Source organism: Hydrogenophaga sp. (assembly GCF_026125785.1).
Classification (GTDB): domain Bacteria; phylum Pseudomonadota; class Gammaproteobacteria; order Burkholderiales; family Burkholderiaceae_C; genus Hydrogenophaga.
In genome coordinates this window covers 1-22843 of record NZ_JAHCKL010000021.1, presented here as the reverse complement: position 1 = coordinate 22843, position 22843 = coordinate 1, and the positions used below count along the sequence as shown (strand labels likewise).

Genomic DNA, 22843 nt, shown 5'->3' with positions numbered 1-22843 from the left:
GCGCGCTTCCTACAATGGGTGCGACATGAAGACCGGTTTCGATGCTGCTCAACTCGTCTCGCAGATTCAGGCTTGGGGCCAGGAGCTCGCATTTTCCCAAATCAGCGTGGCGGGTGTCGACTTATCCGCGGCGGAACCCGGTCTGCGCGCCTGGTTGTCGGCTGGATGTCACGGCGAGATGGCCTACATGGCCGCGCACGGCATGAAGCGCGCCCGCCCGGCCGAGCTGGTGCCGGGCACGCTCAGCGTGGTCACCGCCCGCATGGACTACCTGCCGCGCGACACGCCCGAAGGCTGGCAGGGCATCGAGTTCGCGCGCCTGCGGCAGCCCGGCGAGGCCGTGGTCTCGATGTACGCCCGTGGCCGGGACTACCACAAGGTGCTGCGCAACCGCCTGCAGGCGCTGGCTGAGCGCATCGCTGATGCCGTTGGTCCGCTGGGCCACCGCGTGTTCACCGACTCCGCCCCGGTGCTGGAGGTGGAACTGGCCCGGCGCAGCGGCCAGGGCTGGCGCGGCAAGCACACCCTGCTGTTGCACCGCGACGCCGGCTCCATGTTCTTCCTGGGCGAGATCTACCTGGACCTCGCACTGCCGCCGAGCGAGCCCGTGAGCGATCACTGCGGCGCCTGCAGCGCGTGCATGGACGTCTGCCCCACGCAGGCCATCGTCGCGCCGCAGCGGCTGGACGCGCGGCGCTGCATCAGCTACCTCACCATCGAACACCCCGGGCCCATTCCCGAAGCGCTGCGCCCGCTCATGGGCAACCGCATCTACGGCTGCGACGACTGCCAGCTCGCCTGCCCCTGGAACAAGTTCGCGCGGCGCAGCCCCTTGCCCGACTTCGATGCCCGCGAAGGCCTGCGCGGTGCCGCGCTGGCCACGCTGTTTGCCTGGAGCGAGGCCGAATTCCTGCGGCGCACCGAAGGCAGCCCGATACGGCGCATCGGCCATGAGCGCTGGTTGCGCAACATTGCCGTGGCACTGGGCAATGCCTTGCGCATGCAGCCCGACGACGGCGTGCGCAGTGCGCTGCAGGCCCGCGCGCAGCACGCCAGCGCGCTGGTGCGCGAGCACGTGGCGTGGGCGCTGGCCCAGGGTTGATCAGTTCCGCTCGCCCACATTGGCCTGCAGCCGGTCCAGCAGGTCCAGCAGGCTGGAGCGCTCGGCGCGGTCCAGGCCGGCGGTGAGCGCGCGCTCGAAGCGCGCCTGGTGCTGGCGCATGCGCTGTTGCTGGGCACGGCCTTGCGCCGTTGGCGCGATGCGCTGGGCACGCCCGTCCTGGGGGTCTGGCGTGCTCTCCAGCAGGCCACGCTCATGCAGCGCCTTGACGATGCGCGCGATCTGCGCCTTGTCGCGCCCTGCGTGCTGCACCAGGTCGCGCTGCGTGTGGCCCGGATTGCGCACGAAATAGGCCAGGCAGCGCGCTTCCATGGGGGCCAGGCCCAGGCCGTCCTCGCGCATGGCCTCGTGCATGAAGCGCCTCAGACCGTGCATGAGGCCATGCAGGCGGTCGATGACTTCGGTGTCGGATGAACGGTTCGTGGTTGCCATATGGTTGACAATATCATCTTGTTTCGACAGAATGGTTGTCATTATCAACCACATGGGGTCGCGTCGCGATGCCCAAAAAAAGGAACCTGTATCCATGCCTATGGACAACCCGTCACCCCTCGCCGTCGAGCGTGTTCGCCATCCCTTGCAAGTGCGTCGTCTGCAGGTGCGTGGCATCCGGCGCATTGGCGCGAACTTCCTGCGCCTGAGTCTGGTCGGTGAGGCGCTGCGCGGCTTCGTCAGTGCGTCTTTCGATGACCACATCAAGCTCATGCTGCCGCCCCGGCCCGGCGCCACGTTGTCGTTGCCCGTGCCCGGACCGGATGGTCTGGTCCTGCCGCCGGGGACCGAGCGGCCCGTCATGCGCGACTACACCCCACGCCACTTCGACGCCGTCGCCGGCACGCTGGACATCGAGTTTCTGTTGCACGGCGACGGCATGGCTTCGCGGTGGGTGGAGCAGGCGCGTGTGGGCGATGAAGTGGGCGTGGGCGGTCCGCGCGGGTCCTTCGTGGTGCCGACCGGTTTTGACTGGCACCTGCTGGTGGGGGACGAGACCGCATTGCCGGCCATCGCGCGCCGGCTGGAAGAACTGCCCGCTCGTGCAAACGCCATCGCTGTGGTCGAGACCGCAGACGAGAGCGATCGCCGCGTCTTCGACAGCGCTGCCAACCTGCGCGTGCATTGGGTGAAGAGCGGGGACGCCGCCGCGCTGGCGCGCGCGGTGCGCGCGCTGGCACTGCCGCCGGGCGAGGGGTTCGCCTGGGCGGCAGGAGAGGCCGCCAGCATGGTGGCGGTGCGCCAGGCGCTGCTACACGACCACGGGCTGGACAAATCCCGCGTGCGCGCCTCGGCCTACTGGAAGCGCGGAAGCCCGGGTCACCACGAGACGCTCTGAGGCGGCGGCGCGGGGCTCGCGCTGTCACCTTTGCTCACCACTGCGAGGCTGGGGGCGCGTGCCCGCGCGTCTATCATCGCCGCATGAATCCCGTGACATCGACCCACAGCCTGCTGGGCCGCTGGGGCCGTGAGGCCCGTGCGAGCTGGCGGCGCTGGTGGCATGTGGTGCACATCGGTGCGCAGATCGTGGTGCTGGCACTTTCGCCTTCCAGCCATGCCGGTGCCGCGCGGCGGCGCGCGGTGTTCACCCACCTGCACGCGGCCAGTGCGCCGCTTCTCACCGGCTTCCTGGTGCTCAGCGCGCTGGTGAGCCTGGTGCTGATCCGCATCGTGGTGGCCACGGCCTACAGCTATGGCCTGTCGCAGTACGCGCTGGAGGTGCTGGTGCGCACCCTCGTGCTCGAACTCATTCCTCTGTACGCGGCCATGTTCGTGGCGGCGCGCTACACCATGCCCGAAGCCCAGGTGCTGCGCCAGCGTTTTGCCGTGCAGCACGGGCAAGGCGTGCTGCCGCCGCAGGGCGCGCTGCTGGCTTCGGTGCTGCTGCCGCGCGCGCTGGCGGCCATGTTCTCGGTGGCGCTGCTGGCGGCCCTGAGCTGCGTGGTGGCGCTGGTGCTCACCTACCTCACCGTCTATGGTTTTTCGCCCTGGGGCCTCGTGCCGTACACGCGCAGCGTCGGCCAGGTGTTCTCGCCCACGGTGACACTGATCTTTTCGCTCAAGACCCTGTTCTTCAGCCTGGCCGTGGCCGTGGTGCCGCTGGCGGCGAGCGCGCAGCACGATGAGCGCGGCGGCTTTTCGCCGCGCAGCGACATGTCGGAGTTCGCGCGCCTGTTCTCCGTCGTACTGCTGATCGAGATCACCTCCCTTGTCGGGAACTACTACTGAAACCACCCATGACCCCCACGCCCGATGTCCCGCCGAACGACGAGCCGCCGCCGGTGAAGAACCTGGAGTTCAAGGCCGCGCTGCTGCTGGTGGTGATGGTGCTGCTGGTGGCCGGGTCGGCGCTGTACGTGATGTTCGCGCGCGGCGTGTTCGAGCCCACGCAGCGGCTGGTGCTGATTTCCGACGATTCCGAAGGTGTGGTGGTGGGCATGGACATGACCTTCGCCGGTTTCGCCATCGGCCGCGTGGCGCGCATCGAACTGGCCGACGACGGCAATGTGCGCATCCTCGTGGACGTGCCGCGCAAGGATGCGAAGTGGCTGCGGACCTCCAGCATCTTCACCATGGAGCGCGGCCTGGTGGGCGGCACGCGCATCCGCGCCTTCAGTGGCGTGCTCGACGATCCGCCGCTGGAGGACGGCGCCGAGCGCACCGTGCTGCGTGGCGATACCGCGGCCGAGATCCCGAAGCTGGCGGCGAACATGCGCGAGGTGCTGGAGAACCTGGCCGCGCTCACCGCGGCCGACGGTGCCGTGGCCGGCACGCTGGGGGGCGTGCAGGCCACCGCGGAACGCCTGAAGGGGCCGCACGGTGGCCTGGGCGTGCTGATGGGCAACGACGAGGACGCGAAGAAGCTTGTGCTCACCATCGACCGCACCAACGCCTTGCTGCTGCGCGCCGATGTCCTGACCCGGCGCCTGGACAGCCTGGCGGCCAACGCGGACCGGCAGGTGTTCGGCCAGGGTGGCGGGCCTGGCGAGGCTGGGCTGGTGGGCGATGTCCGGCTGACCGTGCGTGAAGTCAATGGCCTTCTGGCCGAGGCCCGCACCAGCCTGCGCAAGGTCGATGCGGTGCTGGTGGAGGTGCAGGGCATCGCGGGCAATACGCGCGAGGCCACCAGCGATCTGGGCTACCTGCGTGGCGAGGTCGAGTCCAGCCTGCGCAAGGTGGACGCCATGATCAACGACATCCACCGCAAGTGGCCCTTCGCCCGAGACCCGGAGATCAAGCTGCCATGAAGAAGCGCTCTCTCCGGCCGGTCCCGCGCGGTTTCTCGATGGCCGCAGCCGCCCTCGCTGCCGGCGTGCTGCTGGCCGCGTGCGCCAGTGCGCCGCCCGCGCCCGAATGGCAGATGAACGCCAAGGGCGGCGCGGAGCGCGCGACCGAGGCCTGGCTGCGAGGCGACCCGGCTGTCGAGTCGGCGGAATTTGCGCGGGTGCGCCGCGAACTCACCGGCACTGGCCGCCCCGACCTGGTGGCGCGCGCGGAGCTGCTGCGCTGCGCCACGCGCGTGGCCGCGCTCGTGTTCGAGCCCTGCACCGGTTTCGACGCCCTGGCACAGGACGCGGCAGCGGCCGAGCGGGCGTATGCGCGCTACCTCGCAGGGCAGGCGGGAGCGGGCGACGTGGCGTTGCTGCCCGAGGCGCAGCGCGCCGTGGTCGCCGCTGGAGCCGCACCGGACGCGGCGCTGGCCGGCGTCAAGGATCCGCTGTCGCGGCTGGTGGCCGCCGGCGTCCTGCTGCGCGCGGGACAGGCCACGCCGGGTGTGATCGAGCAGGCGGTGGACACCGCCTCGGCCCAGGGTTGGCGGCGGCCGCTGCTGGCCTGGCTGATGCTGCAGCAGCGGCGCGCGCAGGCCGCTGGTGCGAACGACGAGGCCGCGCGGGTGCAGCGGCGCATCGACCTCGTATCGGGCACGCCGCGCTGAAGCGCGCCGCGGCCCGTCTTTTTTTCAGTCCACCTTGCCGATCTTCTGCACCACGGTCGCCATGGCCTTGGCGTCGTCCTGCACGAACTTGTCGAAGTCGGGCGCGTCCTGGAACTGGAACGCGGTGCCCGCCGCGGTCATGGTCTGGATGGTGCGGGGGTCCTGAGTGGCCGCCCGTGCGGCCTCGCGCAGTTTGTTCACCACGGCGGGCGGCGTCCCGGCAGGGGCGAAGAGGCCCGCCCATTGCGAGTAGCGGATGGGCACGCCCAGTTCGCGGAAGCTGGGCACGTCCGGCAGCAACGCCAGGCGGCCTTCGCCCCAGTGCGCCAGCGCGCGCAGCTTGCCCGCCTTGATCTGGCCCACGGCGCTGGCCGGGCCGGTGGCCAAGGCGTCAACCTGGCCGCTGAGCATGCCCAGGATGGCCGGTCCGGCGCCGGTGTAGGGCACGTGCAGCATGAAGCTGCCGGTGGCCGCCTTGAGCTGCTCCATCGGCACGTGCATGGTGCCGTAGTTGCCCGACGAGCCGAAGGAGATGCGGCCCGGGTTGGCCTTGGCGTGGGCGATGAATTCGGCGTAGGTTTTCCAGGGGCTGTCGGCGCGCACCACCAGCACCGTGGGATCGGCCGTCATGCGCGCGATGGGCACCAGTTGCGACAGCTCGAACATCGGCGGCCGGTCGAGGATGCGGTCCGCCTCCGGAAGCACCACGATGGAGGACAGCGCCATCAGCACGTTGTAGCCATCGGGCGCGGCCTTGGCCACCTGCGCCATGCCGATGCCGCCGCCCGCGCCCGCGCGGTTGACGACCACCACGGGCTGGTTGAGGTGCCGCGCCATGGCCTCAGCGACCGGGCGGCCCACCACGTCGGCCACGCCGCCCGGTGGGAACGGCACCACCATGGTCACCGGCTTGCTGGGGTAGGCGTCCTGTGCGCTGGCGGCGCCCACGGTGGCGGCCAGGGCCAGCACCAGCGCGCCGATTCGGGTCAGGGGTCGGTTCATCTGCTTGTCTCCTTGTCGTGTCGTTTGAAGAGGCGGCGTGCTTCAGGCGAAGCGGTTCTGCAGCACGCCGATGCCGTCGATCTCGATGCGCACCACGTCGCCTGTCTTCAGGAAGGTGGGCGGCGTCATGCCCAGGCCCACGCCGGCTGGGGTGCCGGTGGCGATCACATCGCCCGGGTAGAGCGTGATGCCGCGCGAGATGGTCTCGATCAGCGTCGGGATATCGAAGATCAGGTCCTCGGTGCGTGCGTCCTGGCGAACCTCGCCGTTGACCCAGCAGCGCACGCGGGTGTGCTGGCCGTCGAGCTCGTCGGCGGTGACGATCCACGGACCCATGGGGCAGAAGGTGTCGAAGCTCTTGCCCATGTCCCATTGCTGGTGGCGTATCTGCACGTCGCGCGCGGTGACGTCGTTGACGATGGTGTAGCCATAGACGTGGCGCATCGCGTCCTCGCGGCGGATGTTCTTGCCGCCGGTGCCGATCACCACCGCGAGCTCGGCCTCGTAGTCGATCTGGGCCGATATCGACTCGCCCGGCAGCCGCACCTCGTCCTGGTCCGCCACCACGCACTCAGGCACCTTGGTGAACACGATGGGCCAGACGGCGGGGTTGCTGTTGTTGTTCTTGAACACCGAGCCCTGCAGCTCCTTGGCGTGTTCGTGGTAGTTGCGTCCCACGCACCACAGGTTGCGCCTGGGCAGCGGCAGCGGTGCCTCCAGCCGCACCTGGCTCCTGGGCAGGCTCGCGCCGGTGGTGGCGGGCAGCGGCTGGCCTGCCGCGCTCGCTTCGATCAGCGGCAGCGCGCCGCGCTGCGCGTCGGCGGCGGACAGCACCAGCGGCTGCAGGCTTTGGCCGTCGGCCGAGACCAGGCCGACCTGGCGTTGGCCCTGATGGATGAAAGTGGCGATGCGCACGCAGACTCCTTGCATGAAGTGAAAGAAAAGCGTTCAGACCAAAAAATACCAATTGGTACCGAATCGACCGGGGTACGCTAACACAAAAGCGATTTTCAAAGAGAAAAACTCAGTTTTGCTCAGAAAGGAAATTGGTCTGTTTTGGTATATTTGGTCGCATGAGCATGTCCACTCCTTTGCGTGAAGCCATCGTTGTGCAAATGCGCGCCGGCCAGTGGCGCGCGGGCGACCGCCTGCCGCCCGAGCGTGATCTCGCCGAGCGTTTCGGGGTGAGCCGCACCACCGTGCGCAAGGCGCTGGGCGAGCTCAAGCAGATGGGTCTGATCGAACAGACCGTGGGCAGCGGCACCTACGTCGCGCCCGGCGCGGTCATGCGCCTGGACGTGCGTGCGCGGCAGGACTCGTCGCAGCACACCAGCCCGGCCGAACTCATGGAGGCGCGGCTGGCCATGGAGCCGGCCATCATCGAGATGGCGATCCGCAATGCCAACAGCGCCGACCTCGACCGCATGGACGACTGCTGTACACAGGCCGAGAACGCGGATTCGCTGGAAGCCTTCGAACATTGGGACGGCGAGCTTCATCAAGCCATCGCCGATGCGGCGCACAACAGCTTCGTGGGCAATGTGTTCAGCCTGATGAAGACCGTGCGCGCGCAGAGCGACTGGGGACAGCTCAAGAAGAAGAGTGTCACACCCGAGCGCCGTATGGCGTACCAGACCGAACACCGCGCCATCGTCGAGGCCCTGCGCGACCGCGATGCCGAACGCGCGCGCGCCCTCACGCTGGCGCATTTGCTGCGCGTGCGTCAGAACCTGTTGGGGTACTGAGGGCACCCCCCTGCGCCGCTGCGCGGCTTCCCCCCTCCGTGGCGCGCCTTCGGCGCTTCGAGGGGAGACGATGCCTTGGGCCGGCGGAGCCGGACCCTCGGCATCTCTGGGCTTGCGCGCTTCGCTTCGCTCGCTGGATGGCTTGCTTCTGTGGCGGGTGTTCACGCCTCACTGAGGTGGGGGCACCCGGTCCGCCCACCCTCGCACGGGTCGGCTCTATGAAACTGGCGCTTGTCTCCTGTCCTAGAGAGTCAGTCTTTGCGCGTAGCCGGTCATTTCCAGGTAGCCACGGCCAACGGTGCGGCCGTTGCTGTCGAGCAGGTCGGACAGGCCTTCCCAGTAGACGGTGCCGGTGCTGGCGCGGCTGTCGAGTTCCTGTGGGTCGATCACGGCGCGCACGGTGTAGAAGTCGGCCGGCGTGCGCACCACCCATTCCACGGGATAGCGGGCGCGGGTGAGTGGGCTGGTCCAGTGGCGGCGAGCCGACCAGTCGACTTCGCCGGGGCGGAAGTCGTACAGATCTGTGGGGCTCTGTGCGCTGTTGGCGGAGCGGAAGGAGCCGCCGGCCCAGAGCTTGCTGCCGTCCTGGCGGCGCAACTGGAAGGCGGTGAGGCTGTGTCCGTCGAAGAGGTTCATTCCGATCCAGTCCCAACCGACGGCGTCGGGGTGGAGCAGGGCTTCGCTCCACTCGTGGTCCAGCCAGCCACTGCCCTGCACGGTGAAGCGCTGGCCGCGCACGCCCAGGGTGCCGCGCACGGCGAGGTGAGGCTGGCTCACATAGAAACTGGCCTGCGCGGCGTCGGGACCCTTGCGCGAAAAGCCCCGGTCGCCCTGCAGCAGGAGCGCCTGTCGGGGAGTGGCTTGCAAGTCGATCAGCAGGGACGGGCCTTGCGCATGCAGAAGGTACTCGCCGCCGGTTTCGCGCCGAAGGAGCCAGTCGCGCAGCGCCACGTGGGTGTCGTGTTCGCTGGCGAACACCGCGCGCGCGGTGTCCGTGGGTGGGTCGCCGTTCCAGCGTGCGATGCGCTGGTCGTGCACCAGTTCGCCGCTGCGAACATCGGTGATGGCCGCGTGGGCAAACAGCAGTTGCCGGGCCGCCAGCCGGCTCGGCAGGTCGCGTGCGGCATCTACCCGGCTGCGAAAGAACGTGAGCTGAAAGCCGAAATCCCGGCCTTCGGTGTCTCGCGCGTGGCCGGTGAGGTACCACCACTCGGTGCGGGTCTGGTTGTGGCTGCCGTGGTCGCGCGGGAAGCGCAGCGGGCGGGCTTGCAGCGCATCGCCCGGACGGTGCGATGCCTGCGCCTGCGCCTGCAGCAGGCCGGGCCAGGCCATCGCGGCGGTCGCGCCCAGGAGCAAGGGGCGCCGGGTGAGTCCTGGGGGGCGTTTGTCCATCACCAGTCTTCCTTCACCGCGCGCACCGCGTCGCGGCTGGCGGCGGCGCGCCCGGCCAGCCAGGCGGTGAGCGTGCCGGCCAGCACCACCGCCGCGCACAGCGCGAACAGGCGGCTCCAGGGCAGCACCAGGTCCATGGTCCAGTGAAAGCTCTGGGGGTTGACCACGTGCACCAGCACCAGGCTTACCGCCAGGCCCAGCGACAGCCCCGCCAGCGCGCCGAGCAGGGTCCACGCCAGGCCTTCGAGCGCCACCACGCCCAGGATCTGTGCGCGCGTGAGGCCCAGGTGGGCCAGCAGGCCGAACTCACGCTTGCGCGCCAGCACCTGCGCGCTGAAGCTCGCGGCCACGCCGAACAGGCCAATGCCGATGGCCACGCCCTGCAGCCACACGGTGACCGCGAAGCTGCGGTCGAAGATGCGCAGCGAGCTGGCGCGGATCTGGCCGGCCGAGGCCAGCTCGATCTGGCCGCTCAGGCCCCGCGCCTGTGCGATGGCGAGGATGCGCTGGCTCACCGCATCCTCGCGCTCGTGCGGCACCAGGTGCAGGGCGAGATCGTTGGCGCGCTCGTCGCCCGTCAGTCGCACGAAGTCTGCCCGGTCCATGGCCACGCTGCCCTGCTGGCGCGCGTAGTCGCGCCAGACTCCGGCGACAAAGAAGCGCGTGCCGCGCGCCTGCGGTCGGGCGGCAAAGGCCTGCCCCAACGCATCGAGCCAGTTGCCAGGGCGCGCGCCGTACAGGTCGCGCATGGCTTCGCTCACGTAGACCGCCACCACCTGCTCGCCTTCGGCCGCGGGTGGGGCGGTCAGGGGCGCGCCCACCAGCGGCAGGGCCAGCGCCGGGCCGGGGCCTGGCCGCAGTGTGCGCGTGAGCAGGGTGACGGGCGGGCGCGCCGGGTCCAACTGGATGGGGATGGCGCGCAGCGCGTCGATCCGCGCCACGCCGGGCAGGCGTGCCAGCGCCGCGACGAAGTCCGCAGGCAGGTGGGCACTGTCGCCCCCACTGGCGGAACTGCGCACGTACAACGGTGCCGGCAGCACCGCATCCAGCCATTGCGTCACCGAGTCCCGGAAGCTCGCCACCATCACCGTGAGCGCGACCGACAAGGCGAGGCTGGCGACCACGCCGCTGGTGGCGACGGCAGCGGTCTCGCGCAGACGGCGTGAGCGCTCCACCGCCAGCAGCGGCAGGGCGTGCCGCGCCACGCGGGGCGCCACACGGTCCAGCAGCCAACCCACGGCCAGCGGCAGAGCGGCGATGCCGCCCACCAACAGGAGACCGACCGAGAAGTAGGCCGCCAGCGGCATGCCGGCCACGGGCGGCGCCCAGGCCAGCGCGCCGGCCAGCAGCACCAGGGCCAGTGCCGCGCCATGGCGGCGCGCACCGGGAGTCGCCGCCGCACCCAGTCCCTTGAGCGCCAGTGCGGGAGCCATGCGCGCGGTGGCGCGCGCCGGCCACCAGCCACCGACCACGGCAGCCGCCACGCCCAGCAGGCCATAGGCCAGCGCGGTCCAAGGGCTCCACAGCAGCGTCGGCGTGACGCCGGGAAAATAGCCGCCGCCAAGGTCGCCACCGAGCAGGCGCAAGGCGAGGGCGGCCAGGGCCGTGCCCAGCGCCACACCCAGCCCGCTGCCCAGCGCCCCGAGCAGAGCGGACTCCGCCAGCACCAGTTGCAGGCGTTCGCGGCTGGAGAGACCCAGCACACCGAGCAGCGCGAACTGCGGCTGGCGCCGCGCCACCGAGAGCGACAGCACCGAGAACACCAGGAAGGCGCCGGTGAACAGAGCCACCAGCGCAAGCACCGTGAGATTGACGCGGTACGCGCGCGAAAGGTTGCTGACCCGCTCGCCCGATTGGCCCGGGCGCTGCGCGATCACCTGGGCCGGCAACCGCAACGCCGCCAGCACCGTGTCGGCTGGCGTGCCCGGCTGCAGACGCAGGTCGATGCGGCTGAGCGCATCCGCGCGGCCGGTCAGCGCCTGCACGGCGGCCACATCCATCACCAGCAGCGCCGGGCCCGGCGCGTTCACCCGGCCCGCCACACGCAGGGTGCGCACGCCGCCGGCCAGGGGCAGGTCCAGCGTGTCGCGGTCTGGCCAGCGCAGGCGTGCCGCCGGGTTGAGGAACACCGCGTCGGGTGCGAACAGGTCGAGGCGGCGTGCCGCGTCCTCCGTCACCGGCATCAGCGCCGGCGAGACGCCCGCCACCGTCAGGGCGTCCACACCCACCAGCCTGACCGTCGCGCGCTGGCCGGCCGCGTCGGTGGTCTGCAGCACCGCCTCCAGCACCGGGCTGGCCAGCGCTACGCCAGGTTGGGCGGCGACGCGTTCGAGCAGGCGGTCGTCCAGGTCGCCCTGGCGAGCGCGCAGCGACAGGTCGGGCTCGCCATTGACCGAACTCACGGCGCTGGAGAATTCGGCCAGCGCCGAGGCGTTGATCAGGTGCACCGCGAACGCCAGCGCCACGCCCAGCATCACCGCCACCACCGCCGACGCGTTGCGCCAGGGGTGGTGGCGCAGTTCCTGCCAGGAAAAGGTGCGGAGCAGCGCGCGCATGGCGGGGAGCTTACGCGCATGCGGGGGCGGCGACGGCTTGTGGCCTAATAAGCGGTTTTTCAACACCCGAGGAAAGAACCACATGGGCAACAAGATCGTCACCGAAGCAGACCGCAAGCGCACCCCCCGCCCGACCCCGGTAGCGGGCGTCTCGCTGCCCACCCCGGGTCGCGGCCAGCGCGTCAGCCTGGAGCGCGGCGTGGCCACGCGCAGCAAGAAGAACCCGGGCAAGCGTTCCAAGAAGGGCGGCTGAGCGCGCGCTGGCGAGCCCTGCTCCCGCATCGCCAAAGCCCGCGCAGCGGGCTTTTTTTGTTTGTGGTCAGCGCGCGGCCAGGAACTGCGCCATGCGCTGCAACTCCTCGTCCAGCGCTTGGCGAAACGCCCCGTCCTTCGGCGCCGATCCGCTCGCGTAGCCGAAGGTGGTCTCCAACTGTCCGGCGCGCGCCGAGAGGTTGGCCCAGCCGATCACCTGGCCGCGCCAGAGCATCGGCAGCGCGTAGTGGCCGAACCGGCGCCGGGCCGCTGGTGTATAGGCCTCGAATTTGTAAGTCCAGTCCCAGAGCAGCGTGAAACGGCGGCGGTCCCAGACCACCGGATCGAAAGGCGCCAGCAGGCGCAGCGTGTCGTCGACGCGGTAGCGGTGTGAGCGCGGGTTCTCATCGGCGGGCCAGTACCAGGTGGTGCCGTCGATGCGCTGGCTGGCCAGGTGCTCGCGGGCCAGCCGCAGCGCTGCCTGCGTCTGCGCCGCCAGGTGGGGCGCACCATAGCCCGCGAGCAGCCGCACCAGGTAGGTCAGGCTGGGGGCCGGCAGCGGCGCGTACAGGCGCACCACCAGGCCGATCAGGGCGGCGGCGCGGCGGGCGGTCCCGGCGGGGCTGTCGTCCGCGGGCGCATGCCGGGCCAATTCGTAGACGCGCGTGCCGCTGTCGCGGCGCTGGACCCGCAGTTGGCCACGGTAATGCAGGCCGTCGAGCAGTTGCGTGCCGGCGTTGCTCGAACCGCCCCAGTAGTTCTGCACACGTCCGTGCGAGAAGTGCTGCTCGACCTCGCGCGGGTGGACCGCGCCCCGCTCGCGCACGAAGGCCAGCACGTCGGCGGCCTTGCGCCGGGTATCGGCGTCCCATGCCCGCCGGGCCTGGCGCGGATGCATCAGCGCCAGGTGTTCGCGGGGCAGGAAACCGTAGTTGACGAGGGCATCTTCTTCAATCGGCAGCCGCGCGTAGCGCTGCTCCAGGTCGCCCGCGCGGTAGTCCCGTACGCGGTGGCGCAGCATGAGGTCCTGGGCCCGGGCCGGAGCGCGAATCGGATCGGCCTGCAGGAAACCCAGGCGCCGGATGGCGGCCGGCAAGGTGGTGGGCGCGAACAGGGTGCGCGCCACCGCGTAGCGGCGCAGGTGGGCGAGGCTCGGTTCGGTGGACATGACGGCATTGGAGCACGGGAGCGAACCAGGGCGAGCCGGCCCCGATCGATGGGCAGAGAGGTCCTGTCCATGCCCCTTTTCGTGCCGTGGGAATTTATTGCCTTGATAATTTTTGCCTAGGCATTAATATGCCTGGTCATATTTTTTGCCAACGCCTGCCCCATGCCACGCACGCCCAAGCCCGCCCAGTTCTACGACGGCGACTCCCTGACCGCCGAACACAGCGTGGGCTACCTGCTCAAGCGGGTGCTCATGTCCATCGTTTACCAGGCCGACAAGCGCCTGTGCGTGCACGATCTCACCAGCGCCCAGTGGGGCCCGCTGATGCGCCTGCGCGTGCACGGCCGGGTCACCGTGGCCGAACTGGCGCGCAGCGCGCAGATCGACGCCGGCGCCATGACCCGCCTGCTGGACCGTCTGGAGAAAAAGGGTTTGTGCAAACGCGTGCGATCCACCGAAGACCGCCGCGTGGTGCTGGTGGAACTCACCCCCGAAGGCGAGGCCGCCATGGAGCATGTGCCACAGGTGCTGGCGGATGTGCTGAACGCGCACCTGGCCGGTTTTTCCAAGACCGAATGGACGGCGCTGGTGGGCTACCTCCGGCGCATGGCCGATACCGGCGACGCCCTGCGGGAGGGTGGCTGAGCCGCGTCTGCCGCATGTCTCGCCTTTTTTGCCCAAATAATTGCCTAAGCAAATGAAGCCCAAACAAATATCCATGGCGCACCCGCAGCCCTACCGGCTGGGGGGCGTGCTGTCCCTGACGGTGGCGTTGGTGCTCGCCGGTTGCGCGAGCAGCGCTGGCATCGCGCCGCAGGCCACGGCGATCACGCCGCAGGCGGTAGGTCTGGACGCCTCATCGAACGCAGCCGCGTTGCAGGCGGACTGGTGGCGCGGCTGGGGGGACGAGACGCTCACCGGGGTGATCGAACAGGCGTTGCAGGCCCAGCCTTCGCTGAAGGTGGCGCAGGCGCGCCTGCGCCGCGCCCAGGCGGCCACGGCGGCCGAACAGGCGGCCAGTGGTCCCGTGGTGCAGGGCAGCGCCGACGCCACGCGCCAGCGCTTCAGCGCCAACAGCATCTACCCCGCCCCGTTGGGAGGATCCACGCGCACGCTGGCCAATGCGCAACTGGCCGGCAGTTGGGAGATCGACTTCTTCGGCCAGCACCGTGCCGCACTGGAGGCCGCGCTGGGCAGCGAGCGCGCTGCCACTGCCGAATGGCAGGCCGCGCGCCAGGTGCTGGCCAGCCAGGTCGCGCAGACCTATGTGCAGTTGGGCCGGCTGCTGGCGCAGCGCGCGGTGGCGCAGCAGGCGCTGGCACAGCGCGAGCAGATGCTCTCGCTGATTCGCCAGCGTGTCGATGCCGGGCTGGACAGCCGCGTGGAACTCAAGCAAGGCGAGGGCGCGCTGCCGGAGACGCGCGTGCAGTTGGAGCAGCTCGACGAGCAGATCGCCGCCGCCCGGCATGCGCTGGCGGCGCTGGCCGCGGTGCCGGTGCAGCACTACGCCGCCTTGGCGCCGGACCTGCGCCGCCTGCAGCCGCAGGCCTTGCCCGACGTGCTGCCGGCCGACCTGCTGGGCCGGCGTGCCGACGTGAGCGCGGCGCGCTGGCGCATGGAAGCCGCCACGCACGGCGTGGACGCGGCCAAGGCGCAGTTCTATCCCAACGTCAACCTCACGGCCTTCATCGGTCTGTCCAGCATTGGCCTGAACCGCCTCATGGAGGCCGGCAGCCAGCAATGGGGCGTGGGGCCGGCCATCCACCTGCCCATCTTTGACGCCGGCCGCCTGCGTGCGCAGCTCAGCGCGCGCACCGCCGACCTGGACGCTGCCGTGGAGAGCTACAACGGCGCGGTGCTGGAGGCCGTGCGCGAGACCGCCGACCAGCTCGAGGCGCGCCAGTCGGTGCAGCGCCAGCGCGAGCAACAGGCCCAGGCGGCCAGCGCCACCGAAGCCGCCTACGACTACGCCACCCAACGCTACCGAGCAGGGCTGGGCAACTACCTCACCGTGCTCAGCGCCGAGACCGCGTTGCTCAACCAGCGCCGGCTGGACGTGGACTTGCAGGCCCGCGCGCTGTCGGCCCAGATCGGGCTGGTGCGTGCCCTGGGCGGCGGGGTCGACACGGCCGGGCTTGCCGCGCCCCTTGGCGTGCGCTGACGTGAAGCCTTCTCTTTTCTGCTCATTCAACGGAGCCTTTTCATGAACACCCCCAACGACAAACCCCAGTCCGGCGGCAGCGCCCGCAAGAAGGCCCTGGGCGGCGTGGCCGCTGCCGTGCTGCTTGCTGGCGTGGCCTACGGCGCCTACTGGGCGCTGGTGCTCAACCACTACGAGACCACCGACAACGCCTACGTGCAGGGCAACCTGGTGCAGATCACGCCGCAGGTGCCGGGCACGGTGGTGGCGATCAACGCCAACGACACCGACCCGGTGAAGGCCGGCCAGTGGCTGGTGCGGCTGGACCCCACGGACGCGAAGATCGCGCTGGAGCAGGCCGAGGCCCAGTTGGCGCAGACCGTGCGGCAGGTCCGCACGCTGTACGCGAACAACCGGACGCAGACGGCGCAGATCGCGCTGCGCGAGGCCGACCTGGCGCGTGCGCAGGCCGAATGGCAGCGCCTGCAGGACGACGTGGCGCGGCGCCAGCCGCTGGTGGCCACCGGCGCGGTCGGGCAAGAGGAGTTCAAGCACGCGAACGCGCAGCTCGCGGCGGCGCGCAGTTCCGCCGAAGCCGCGCGCGCAGCGGTGGTGGCGGCGCGCGAGCAACTGGCGTCCAACCAGGCACTGACCGAAGGCATCGCGGTGGACAGGCACCCCAGCGTGCTGCAGGCCGCGGCCCGCGTGCGCGAAGCCTACGTGGCGCTGCAACGCATGGAGTTGCAGGCGCCAGTCGACGGCTACGTGGCACGCCGCAGCGTGCAACTGGGCCAGCGCCTGCAGCCGGGGGCGCCGCTGCTCTCGGTGATCGCGCTCGACCAGGTCTGGGTCGAGGCCAACTTCAAGGAAAGCCAGCTCAAGAACCTGCGGCTGGGCCAGCCGGTGTCGCTCACGGCCGACGTGTACGGCAAGAACGTGGTCTACCACGGCACGGTCGATGGCATGGGTGCCGGCACGGGTGCGGCCTTCGCACTGCTGCCGGCGCAGAACGCCACGGGCAACTGGATCAAGGTGGTGCAGCGTGTGCCGGTGCGCGTGCGCCTGGATGCCGCCGAACTGGTGCAGCACCCGCTGCGGCTGGGGTTGTCTATGGAGGCCAAGGTGGACGTGAGACAGACCGATGGCCGCATGCTGGCCGACGCCGCCTTGCAGGCCGAGCCCGCGCAGACGCGGGTGTTCGACCAGGACAGCCGCGACGCCGATGCGCGTGTGCAGGCCATCATCGCGCAGAACAGCGGAGCCGCTGCCGCGAAGGCGGCTTCTGCCGCGCCGGTCAAGGCCGCGATGGCCAGCCCGCAACACTGAAACCCTGACCATGGCCAGCCAAGTTTCCACCGCGCCCGGGATGCCGGACGGCGCCGCCGGCCGACCCGCCGTGCCGCCGGCCCCAACGGCCCCACCGGCCGCCCATGAGCCGCTCAAGGGCGGCCAGCTCGTGCTGGGCACGCTCGCGCTGTCTCTGGCCACGTTCATGAACGTGCTCGACACGTCCATCGCCAACGTGTCCATTCCGGCGATCGCTGGCGACATGGGCGTGAGCCCGGCACAGGGCACCTGGGTCATCACTTCTTTCGCGGTGGCCAACGCCATCTCGGTGCCGCTGACCGGCTGGCTGACGCAGCGCTTCGGACAGGTGCGGCTGTTCACGCTGAGCGTGCTGCTGTTCGTGCTGGCCTCCTGGCTGTGCGGCCTGGCGCCCAGCATCGAGATGCTGATCGCTTTCCGCGTGCTGCAGGGGCTGGTGGCCGGTCCGATGATCCCGCTGTCGCAGACGCTGCTGCTGGCCAGTTACCCCCGCGCCATGGCGGGCACCGCCATGGCGATGTGGTCCATGACGGTGCTGGTGGCGCCCGTGGCCGGGCCGCTGCTGGGCGGCTGGATCACCGACAACATCGCCTGGCCCTGGATCTTCTACATCAACATCCCTGTGGGCCTGGGCGCGGCGGCACTCACCTGGTCGATCTACCGCAGCCGCGACCCCGGCCCGCGCCGGGTGCCACTGGACGTGGTGGGGCTGGTGCTGCTGGTGCTGTTCGTCGGCGCCATGCAGATCATGATCGACAAGGGCAAGGAGCTGGACTGGTTCGCTTCCGGCGAAATCGTCATGCTCGCCGTGGTCTCGGTGGTGAGCTTCATGTTCTTCCTGGCCTGGGAGCTCACCGAGCGCCATCCCATCGTGGAGATCCGCCTGTTCGCCCGGCGCAACTTCGTCGCCGGCACGCTCGCGCTCTCGGTGGCCTATGGTCTGTTCTTCGGCAACGTGGTGCTGCTGCCGCTCTGGCTGCAGCAGCACATGGGGTACACGGCCACCTGGGCCGGCCTGGCGACCGCGCCGGTCGGCCTGCTGGCCATCGTGCTTTCGCCCTGGGTGGGCAAGAACGTGGGCCGCATCGATCCGCGCCGCCTCGCCACCGTGGCCTTCCTGGGTTTTGCCCTGGTGCTGTGGATGCGCTCGCTCTTCAACACCCAGGCCGACTTCACCACCATCCTGATCCCCACGCTGCTGCAGGGCGCGGCCATGGCCTTCTTCTTCATTCCGCTGCAGGCCATCGTGTTCTCGGGGCTGGCCCCGCACCAGACGCCGTCGGCGGCGGGCCTGTCCAACTTCGTGCGCATCACCGCCGGCGCGGTGGGCACCTCGCTGTTCACCACGCTGTGGGAAGACCGCGCGGCCCTGCACCATGCGCAGCTCGTGGAATCGATCCACCTGGGCAACCCCACGGCCGTGGCCACGTTGGCACAACTGCGCGCCAGCGGCATGAGCCAGGAACAGGCGCTGGCCACGGTGGACAGGTTGATCAACCAGCAGGCCTTCACGCTGGCCGTCACCGACCTGTTCTACCTCTCGGCGGTGATGTTCTTCGTGCTGATCGTGCTGATCTGGTTCACCCGGCCGGTCGCGCAAGGCAGTGCTGGCGCAGGCGGCGGCGGTGCGCACTGAGCCCGGTGCCCGAGGCGCTCAGTAGCCGATCTGCCTGAAGAAGGCACGCACCTCGTCGGAGAACGCCACCGGCTCCTCCAGCGCGGCGAAATGGCCGCCGGCCGGCATGGGCGTCCAGCGCGCCACCGCATAGCCGCGCTCGACCATGGCGCGCGGCGGGTAGGGAATGATCTCGGCCGGAAACAGCGCGATGCCGGTGGGCACCTCCACGCGGGGCGCCACGCCCCCGGCGGCGAACTCGTCGGCGCGGCCACGGTACATCCACAGCGAGGTGCCTGCCGCGTCGTTGACGAGGTAGAGCATCAGGTTGGTGATCAGCGTGTCGCGGTCGAAGCGGCTGTGGATGTCGCCTTCTCGCGTGTCGCTCCAGGTGCGGAACTTCTCGCACACCCAGGCGGCAAAGCCCAGCGGCGTGTCGGCCAGGGCCAGCGCCAGTGTCTGTGGCTTGGTGGACTGCACCGCGTGGTAGCCCATCTCCTTCGCACGCATCGCGGCCACGCGCTGCAGGTACTGCGCCTCTTCGGCATCGGGCGCCGCGCTCGCCTGCAAGGCCCAGCTGGGCACCATGTTCAGGTGAATGGCCCGGGTCACGTCCGCGTGCTCGGCGCCGAGCCAGTTGGTGACCGCCGCGCCCCAATCGCCGCCCTGCGCGGCGAAGGCCGGATAACCCAGCACGTCCACCATGAGTTCGCGCCACATTCGCGCCACCGCGCGCGGGCCGATGGGGCGGGACGGGCGCTGCGAGAACGCGTAGCCCGGCAGCGAAGGGATCACGAGGTCGAACCCATCCTCGGCCTGGCCGCCGAAACGCTGTGGGTGGGCCAGTCGTTCCACGCAGCCCAGGAACTCCAGCACCGACCCCGGCCAGCCGTGTGTGAGCAGCAGCGGGCGAGGGCGCGGGGCCGAACCCTTCACATGGTAGAAGTGCACGCGCTGGCCAGCGACCTCCGCCATGAACTGCGGCCAGCGGTTGAGCTCGTGCTCGGCTGCGCGCCAGTCGTAGCGCGTGACCCAGTGCTCCACCAGGCTCCGCAGCCAGCGCGCGTCGGTGCCGTAGGTCCAGTCGGCGTCGTCGTCCGGTGCGGCGGCCCAGCGGGCGTTGGTCAGGCGGTGGTGGATGCGTTCGATGGTGGCGGGGTCGATGTCGACGCGAAAGGGCTGAAGTCGGTTCGGGTTCATGCAGGGTGGCTTCGTGTCAATGGTCTGACATTGTCAGCCAAGTCCCCAAACGGCCCCTCGGTCTCACGGGCCCATGGATGGCCCCGATTCCGTGGATGGCTGCGGGCCACCACGGTGCGTTGCCTGTGTGTCCAGGTAGCGTTGCCAATGTCCCGTGTCGGCGGCCGCGCTCGACAGCGCCTGGACGAGGCCGTCATCCCCCCGCTGGCGCGCCGCGTCCAGCGCGGAGTGCCCGTCACCGTCGGGTGTGTGCGCAGAGGCTCCGTGCGCCAGCAAGGCTTGCACCGCTGCCTCGCGGCCACCGCGGACAGCGTGGTGCAAGGGCGTGCCGCCCAGGTGGTCCGCTGCGTCGATCTCCGCGCCGTGGGCCAGCAGGAGTTGAACGGTGTGGCTGTGTCCGCCAACGGCGCCGTCGTGCAGTGGGGTTTGGCCGGTGTGGTCGGTGGCCCGGACATCACTGTCGGCGGCGAGCAGGGCCTGCAACGCTTCGGCATGGCTCGCGCGCGCTGCCAGGTGCAGGGGGGTCCTGCCTCCCTTGTCCTGCACGTCCCGAGATGCGCCGTGCAGCGCCAGTGTGCCGATGGCGGAGGCCTGGCCCGCCCATGCGGCGTAGTGCATGGGCGTCTGGCCATGGGTGTCCACCGCGTCGGGATCGCACCCACCGGCGGCCAGTACCTCCAGCGTGTGGGCGTGGCCGCGCAGGGCGGCCAGGTGCATGGCCGTCGCGCCGCGCTCGGAGGTGACGTCGGGGCGCGCACCGAGCGTGAGCAGGGCGTCGGCGCAGCCGGAACGCCCCAGCCTGGCCGCGGCGAGCAGCGGTGCTTCGTGCCCGTGGCCGGCAGCGGACAGATCGCACCCGGCCTGAGCGAGCGCCCGGATCACCCCCACATGTTCGTACATGGCCGCGATACCCAGTGCGGTGCGCCCCTGGCCGTCTTCCATGCCCAGCAGTGGCACACCGTGCAGGGCCGCGGCATGCGCCAGTTCCCTGGCGATGCCGGCGTGCCCACCCTCTGCGGCGAGGTGCAGCGCCGTGCTGCCGGTGTCGTTCTCCGCGCTCAGGCCGGCCGGGCGCCGCAGCAGTTCGACGGCGACATCGAAATGCCCGCCGAGCGTGGCCTGGTGCAGGGGCGTGCCCTGCGGGCCGGGCAGGTCGGGGCGGGAGCCGCCGTGCAGCAGGCTGTGGACCGCATCGGCGTGTCCCGCGTCCACGGCGATATGAATCGGGGCGAAGCCGTCCGCATCCATCGCGCCGTGGTCGCAGCCGGCTTCGCTCAGCACCTCGATCACCGTGCCATGGCCTTCGCTGGCGGCGTAGTGGAGCAGCGTCTGGCCGTTCTCGTCGGTGATGCGCGGATCGGCGCCGGCCTGGATGAGGACTTCGACCATGTTGGCATGGCCATGCAGTGTGGCCTCCTGCAACGCGGTGCAGTACGCGGGGCCGGGGCCCACCGCGTCCACCCGTGCACCGTGGCTGGCCAGCACCCTCACCGTCGCGGGTTCGTCGCTGCATGCCGCGTGGAGGACGGGCGCGAAGCCTGCCGCATCCGGCCGGTCCCCATCCACCCCGGGGCAGGTGAGCAGGTAGCGCATGGCCGCCGCATGGCCCTGGCCGGCGGCGATGTGCAATGGCTCGGTGCCGTCGGCGCAGTGCAGGGTCATGTCGATGCCGGCGGCCGACAGTGCCCTGAGCGCATCCACGTTGCCCTGGGAGGCGGCCAGGCCTGCGGCGGTCAGGCCGGTGAGCGGGTTCGCGGCCGAAGGGTCGTGCTCAAGTACCCTCACGGCGTCCACGCACTCGTGGACGCAGGCGATCGTTTCGGGGTGAGCCTCCTCGCAGACCAAGACGGCCTGGGCCAGGGCGCTGTACCGCCCGGCCACGAGGGCAGGCGTGATGGCGGTCACATCCGCCGCCTGGGAGGGTGAAGGTGCTGGCGCGGGGCGGCCGGGCGTGTGTCCCATGGTGAAGCCTCGGTCGTTGACGATGGTGGGTGGTTCGCCACAACGTAACCCATCTCTCGCTCACGCGAATTCAACGTGACGAAACGAAGCCCTTCAAGAACCAGCGACGCGATTCGCGGTGGCAGCGCCGTTTGCCGATGCGAGGGTCAGTTGCCCCGCAACGCACGCAGCAGCTTCTGCCCGGCGCGTCCGCTGGCCTCCTGGCCCAGCCGCTCCTGCTCGGCCCGGATCGCGGTGCGGCTCTTCTCACCCAGCATGCCGTCCACCTCGCCGATGTCGTGGCCGCGCTGGATCAGCAAGGTCTGCAGTTCGCGGCGCTCCGCGCGCGAGAGGCCAGGGTCGTCGGTGGGCCAGGGCGTGGCGAACGGACCGTCGCCGCGCAGGCGGTCCGACAGGTGGGCGATGGCCAGGCCATAGCTCTCGGCGGCGTTGTAGCTGTAGAGCGCATCGAAGTTGCGCAGCACCAGGAAGGCCGGCCCCTGCGCGCCGGCGGGGGTGAGCAGGCCGGCGTTGCCGCTGACGGGCAGCGGCGAGCCGTCCACACGCACCACGCCGCGCGCGGTCCATTCGCCCATGGCGCGCTTGCTGCGACGGCCTTCGCCAGCGACGGAAAAACCGGCCGGCAGCTTGACCTCGAAGCCCCAGGGCTGGCCGCTCTGCCAGCCGGCCTTCTGCAGAAAATTCGCGGTCGAGGCCAGCGCGTCCGCGGTGCTGTCCATCAGGTCCGCGCGGCCGTCGCCGTCGAAGTCCACCGCTAGGCGCTCGAACGTGCTCGGCATGAACTGCGTGTGCCCGAAGGCGCCCGCCCAGGAACCATTGAAACGCTCGGGTGCGATGTGACCGGCCTGCAGGATGCGCAGCGCAGCGAAGAACTCGCCCCGGAAGTAGTTCTGACGCCGTCCGAAGCAGGACAGCGTGCCCAGCGACTGCACCAGCGGCGACTTGCCGAAGCTCTGGCCGAAGTTGCTCTCCACCCCCCAGACCGCCACCACCGTCTCCGGGTCCACACCGAAGCGCTCGCTCACGCGCGCCAGCGTCTGCCCATGCTGCGCCAGCAGGGCCTTGCCCTGCGCCACGCGCTCATCGTCCACCAGGCCCGCCATGTAGTCCCAGATCGCGGTGCGGAACTCAGGCTGGAAGTTCAGCCGGTCGATCACCGTCATGTCCGGTACCAAGCCCTGCGTGAAGCGCGAAAACGAAGCGTCCTGCACCCCCGCCGCCCGTGCCGGCGCACGCAACCCATTCAGGCAACTGTCGAACTCAGGCGAAGCCGACTGCGCCCAGGCAGGAGCAGCCACGAACAGAGCGCCGCAAAGCAGCATGGAAAGAGATCGCGTCATCAAAATACGAGCCAGAAGCAGCACCAGAGTTTCGGCACCGAGTGTGAAGAAATGTGAGCGCCCCCCAGAGATGCCGAGGGTCCGGCTCCGCCGGCCCA

At 70.2% G+C, this 22843-nt stretch carries 20 protein-coding genes; 11 read left to right on the top strand and 9 right to left on the bottom strand.

The window, feature by feature from the left end:
- Positions 1-25 precede the first annotated feature (25 nt).
- Positions 26-1102, top strand: a complete 1077-nt coding sequence (gene queG / locus KIT53_RS16430) for a tRNA epoxyqueuosine(34) reductase QueG (RefSeq protein ID WP_297754719.1) — start codon at positions 26-28, stop codon at positions 1100-1102.
- Here the strand turns inward: queG and KIT53_RS16425 are convergent, their stop codons facing one another.
- Positions 1103-1552, bottom strand: coding sequence for a MarR family winged helix-turn-helix transcriptional regulator (locus KIT53_RS16425; protein ID WP_297754717.1), 450 nt, complete (start codon positions 1550-1552; stop codon positions 1103-1105).
- A 94-nt stretch (positions 1553-1646) separates the two neighbouring features.
- Between KIT53_RS16425 and KIT53_RS16420 the strand changes: the two genes are divergently transcribed.
- From KIT53_RS16420 to KIT53_RS16405, 4 genes are all read left to right on the top strand, one after another.
- Positions 1647-2450, top strand: a complete 804-nt coding sequence (locus KIT53_RS16420; protein ID WP_297754714.1) for a siderophore-interacting protein — start codon at positions 1647-1649, stop codon at positions 2448-2450.
- 83 nt (positions 2451-2533) lie between these two features.
- The gene (locus KIT53_RS16415; protein WP_297754710.1) at positions 2534-3340 is read left to right on the top strand and encodes an ABC transporter permease; all 807 of its coding nucleotides are present in this window, start codon (positions 2534-2536) and stop codon (positions 3338-3340) included.
- A gap of 8 nt (positions 3341-3348) precedes the next feature.
- Positions 3349-4359, top strand: coding sequence for a mammalian cell entry protein (locus tag KIT53_RS16410; RefSeq protein ID WP_297754707.1), 1011 nt, complete (start codon positions 3349-3351; stop codon positions 4357-4359).
- Positions 4356-5048, top strand: coding sequence for a hypothetical protein (locus KIT53_RS16405; protein WP_297754704.1), 693 nt, complete (start codon positions 4356-4358; stop codon positions 5046-5048). The genes KIT53_RS16410 and KIT53_RS16405 overlap by 4 nt, the downstream gene beginning before the upstream one ends.
- A 24-nt stretch (positions 5049-5072) precedes the next feature.
- On the opposite strand, the gene KIT53_RS16400 is transcribed toward KIT53_RS16405, so the two are convergent.
- Together KIT53_RS16400 and KIT53_RS16395 are read right to left on the bottom strand one after the other, a co-directional pair.
- Entirely contained in the window at positions 5073-6050 is a 978-nt protein-coding gene (locus tag KIT53_RS16400; protein WP_297754702.1) for a tripartite tricarboxylate transporter substrate binding protein, read from the bottom strand.
- Positions 6051-6092: 42 nt separating this feature from the next.
- The gene (locus KIT53_RS16395; protein WP_297754701.1) at positions 6093-6965 is read right to left on the bottom strand and encodes a fumarylacetoacetate hydrolase family protein; all 873 of its coding nucleotides are present in this window, start codon (positions 6963-6965) and stop codon (positions 6093-6095) included.
- 158 nt (positions 6966-7123) lie between these two features.
- On the opposite strand from KIT53_RS16395, the gene KIT53_RS16390 reads away from it, so the two are divergent.
- Positions 7124-7795, top strand: a complete 672-nt coding sequence (locus KIT53_RS16390; RefSeq protein ID WP_297754700.1) for a FadR/GntR family transcriptional regulator — start codon at positions 7124-7126, stop codon at positions 7793-7795.
- Between the two features lie 243 nt (positions 7796-8038).
- On the opposite strand, the gene KIT53_RS16385 is transcribed toward KIT53_RS16390, so the two are convergent.
- Complete coding sequence (locus KIT53_RS16385) at positions 8039-9187, bottom strand: carotenoid 1,2-hydratase (RefSeq protein WP_297754699.1); 1149 nt, start codon at positions 9185-9187, stop codon at positions 8039-8041.
- A complete protein-coding gene (locus KIT53_RS16380) occupies positions 9187-11742 on the bottom strand; it encodes an ABC transporter permease (protein WP_297754698.1) in 2556 nt (851 codons plus the stop codon). Before KIT53_RS16380 ends, KIT53_RS16385 begins: the two co-directional genes overlap by 1 nt.
- 82 nt (positions 11743-11824) lie before the next feature.
- On the opposite strand from KIT53_RS16380, the gene KIT53_RS16375 reads away from it, so the two are divergent.
- Positions 11825-11995, top strand: coding sequence for a hypothetical protein (locus tag KIT53_RS16375; RefSeq protein ID WP_297754696.1), 171 nt, complete (start codon positions 11825-11827; stop codon positions 11993-11995).
- A gap of 66 nt (positions 11996-12061) precedes the next feature.
- Here the strand turns inward: KIT53_RS16375 and KIT53_RS16370 are convergent, their stop codons facing one another.
- Positions 12062-13162, bottom strand: coding sequence for a crosslink repair DNA glycosylase YcaQ family protein (locus KIT53_RS16370; protein ID WP_297754694.1), 1101 nt, complete (start codon positions 13160-13162; stop codon positions 12062-12064).
- A 162-nt stretch (positions 13163-13324) separates the two neighbouring features.
- On the opposite strand from KIT53_RS16370, the gene KIT53_RS16365 reads away from it, so the two are divergent.
- The 4 genes from KIT53_RS16365 to KIT53_RS16350 are packed head-to-tail and all read left to right on the top strand — an operon-like array spanning position 13325 to position 18264.
- Complete coding sequence (locus KIT53_RS16365; protein ID WP_297754692.1) at positions 13325-13807, top strand: MarR family transcriptional regulator; 483 nt, start codon at positions 13325-13327, stop codon at positions 13805-13807.
- Between the two features lie 52 nt (positions 13808-13859).
- Entirely contained in the window at positions 13860-15323 is a 1464-nt protein-coding gene (locus KIT53_RS16360) for an efflux transporter outer membrane subunit (protein WP_297754690.1), read from the top strand.
- 42 nt (positions 15324-15365) lie between these two features.
- Positions 15366-16628 (top strand): efflux RND transporter periplasmic adaptor subunit, encoded by a 1263-nt coding sequence (locus KIT53_RS16355; protein WP_297754689.1) that lies wholly within the window; start codon positions 15366-15368, stop codon positions 16626-16628.
- 40 nt (positions 16629-16668) lie between these two features.
- A complete protein-coding gene (locus KIT53_RS16350; RefSeq protein ID WP_297754831.1) occupies positions 16669-18264 on the top strand; it encodes a DHA2 family efflux MFS transporter permease subunit in 1596 nt (531 codons plus the stop codon).
- Positions 18265-18282: 18 nt separating this feature from the next.
- Here the strand turns inward: KIT53_RS16350 and KIT53_RS16345 are convergent, their stop codons facing one another.
- The 3 genes from KIT53_RS16345 to KIT53_RS16335 all read right to left on the bottom strand — a co-directional run bounded on the left by KIT53_RS16345 (position 18283) and on the right by KIT53_RS16335 (position 22745).
- The gene (locus KIT53_RS16345; protein ID WP_297754688.1) at positions 18283-19443 is read right to left on the bottom strand and encodes an epoxide hydrolase family protein; all 1161 of its coding nucleotides are present in this window, start codon (positions 19441-19443) and stop codon (positions 18283-18285) included.
- Between the two features lie 63 nt (positions 19444-19506).
- The gene (locus KIT53_RS16340; protein WP_297754687.1) at positions 19507-21405 is read right to left on the bottom strand and encodes an ankyrin repeat domain-containing protein; all 1899 of its coding nucleotides are present in this window, start codon (positions 21403-21405) and stop codon (positions 19507-19509) included.
- A gap of 146 nt (positions 21406-21551) precedes the next feature.
- Positions 21552-22745, bottom strand: a complete 1194-nt coding sequence (locus KIT53_RS16335; RefSeq protein WP_297754685.1) for a lytic murein transglycosylase — start codon at positions 22743-22745, stop codon at positions 21552-21554.
- Between the last annotated feature and the right edge of the window lie 98 nt (positions 22746-22843).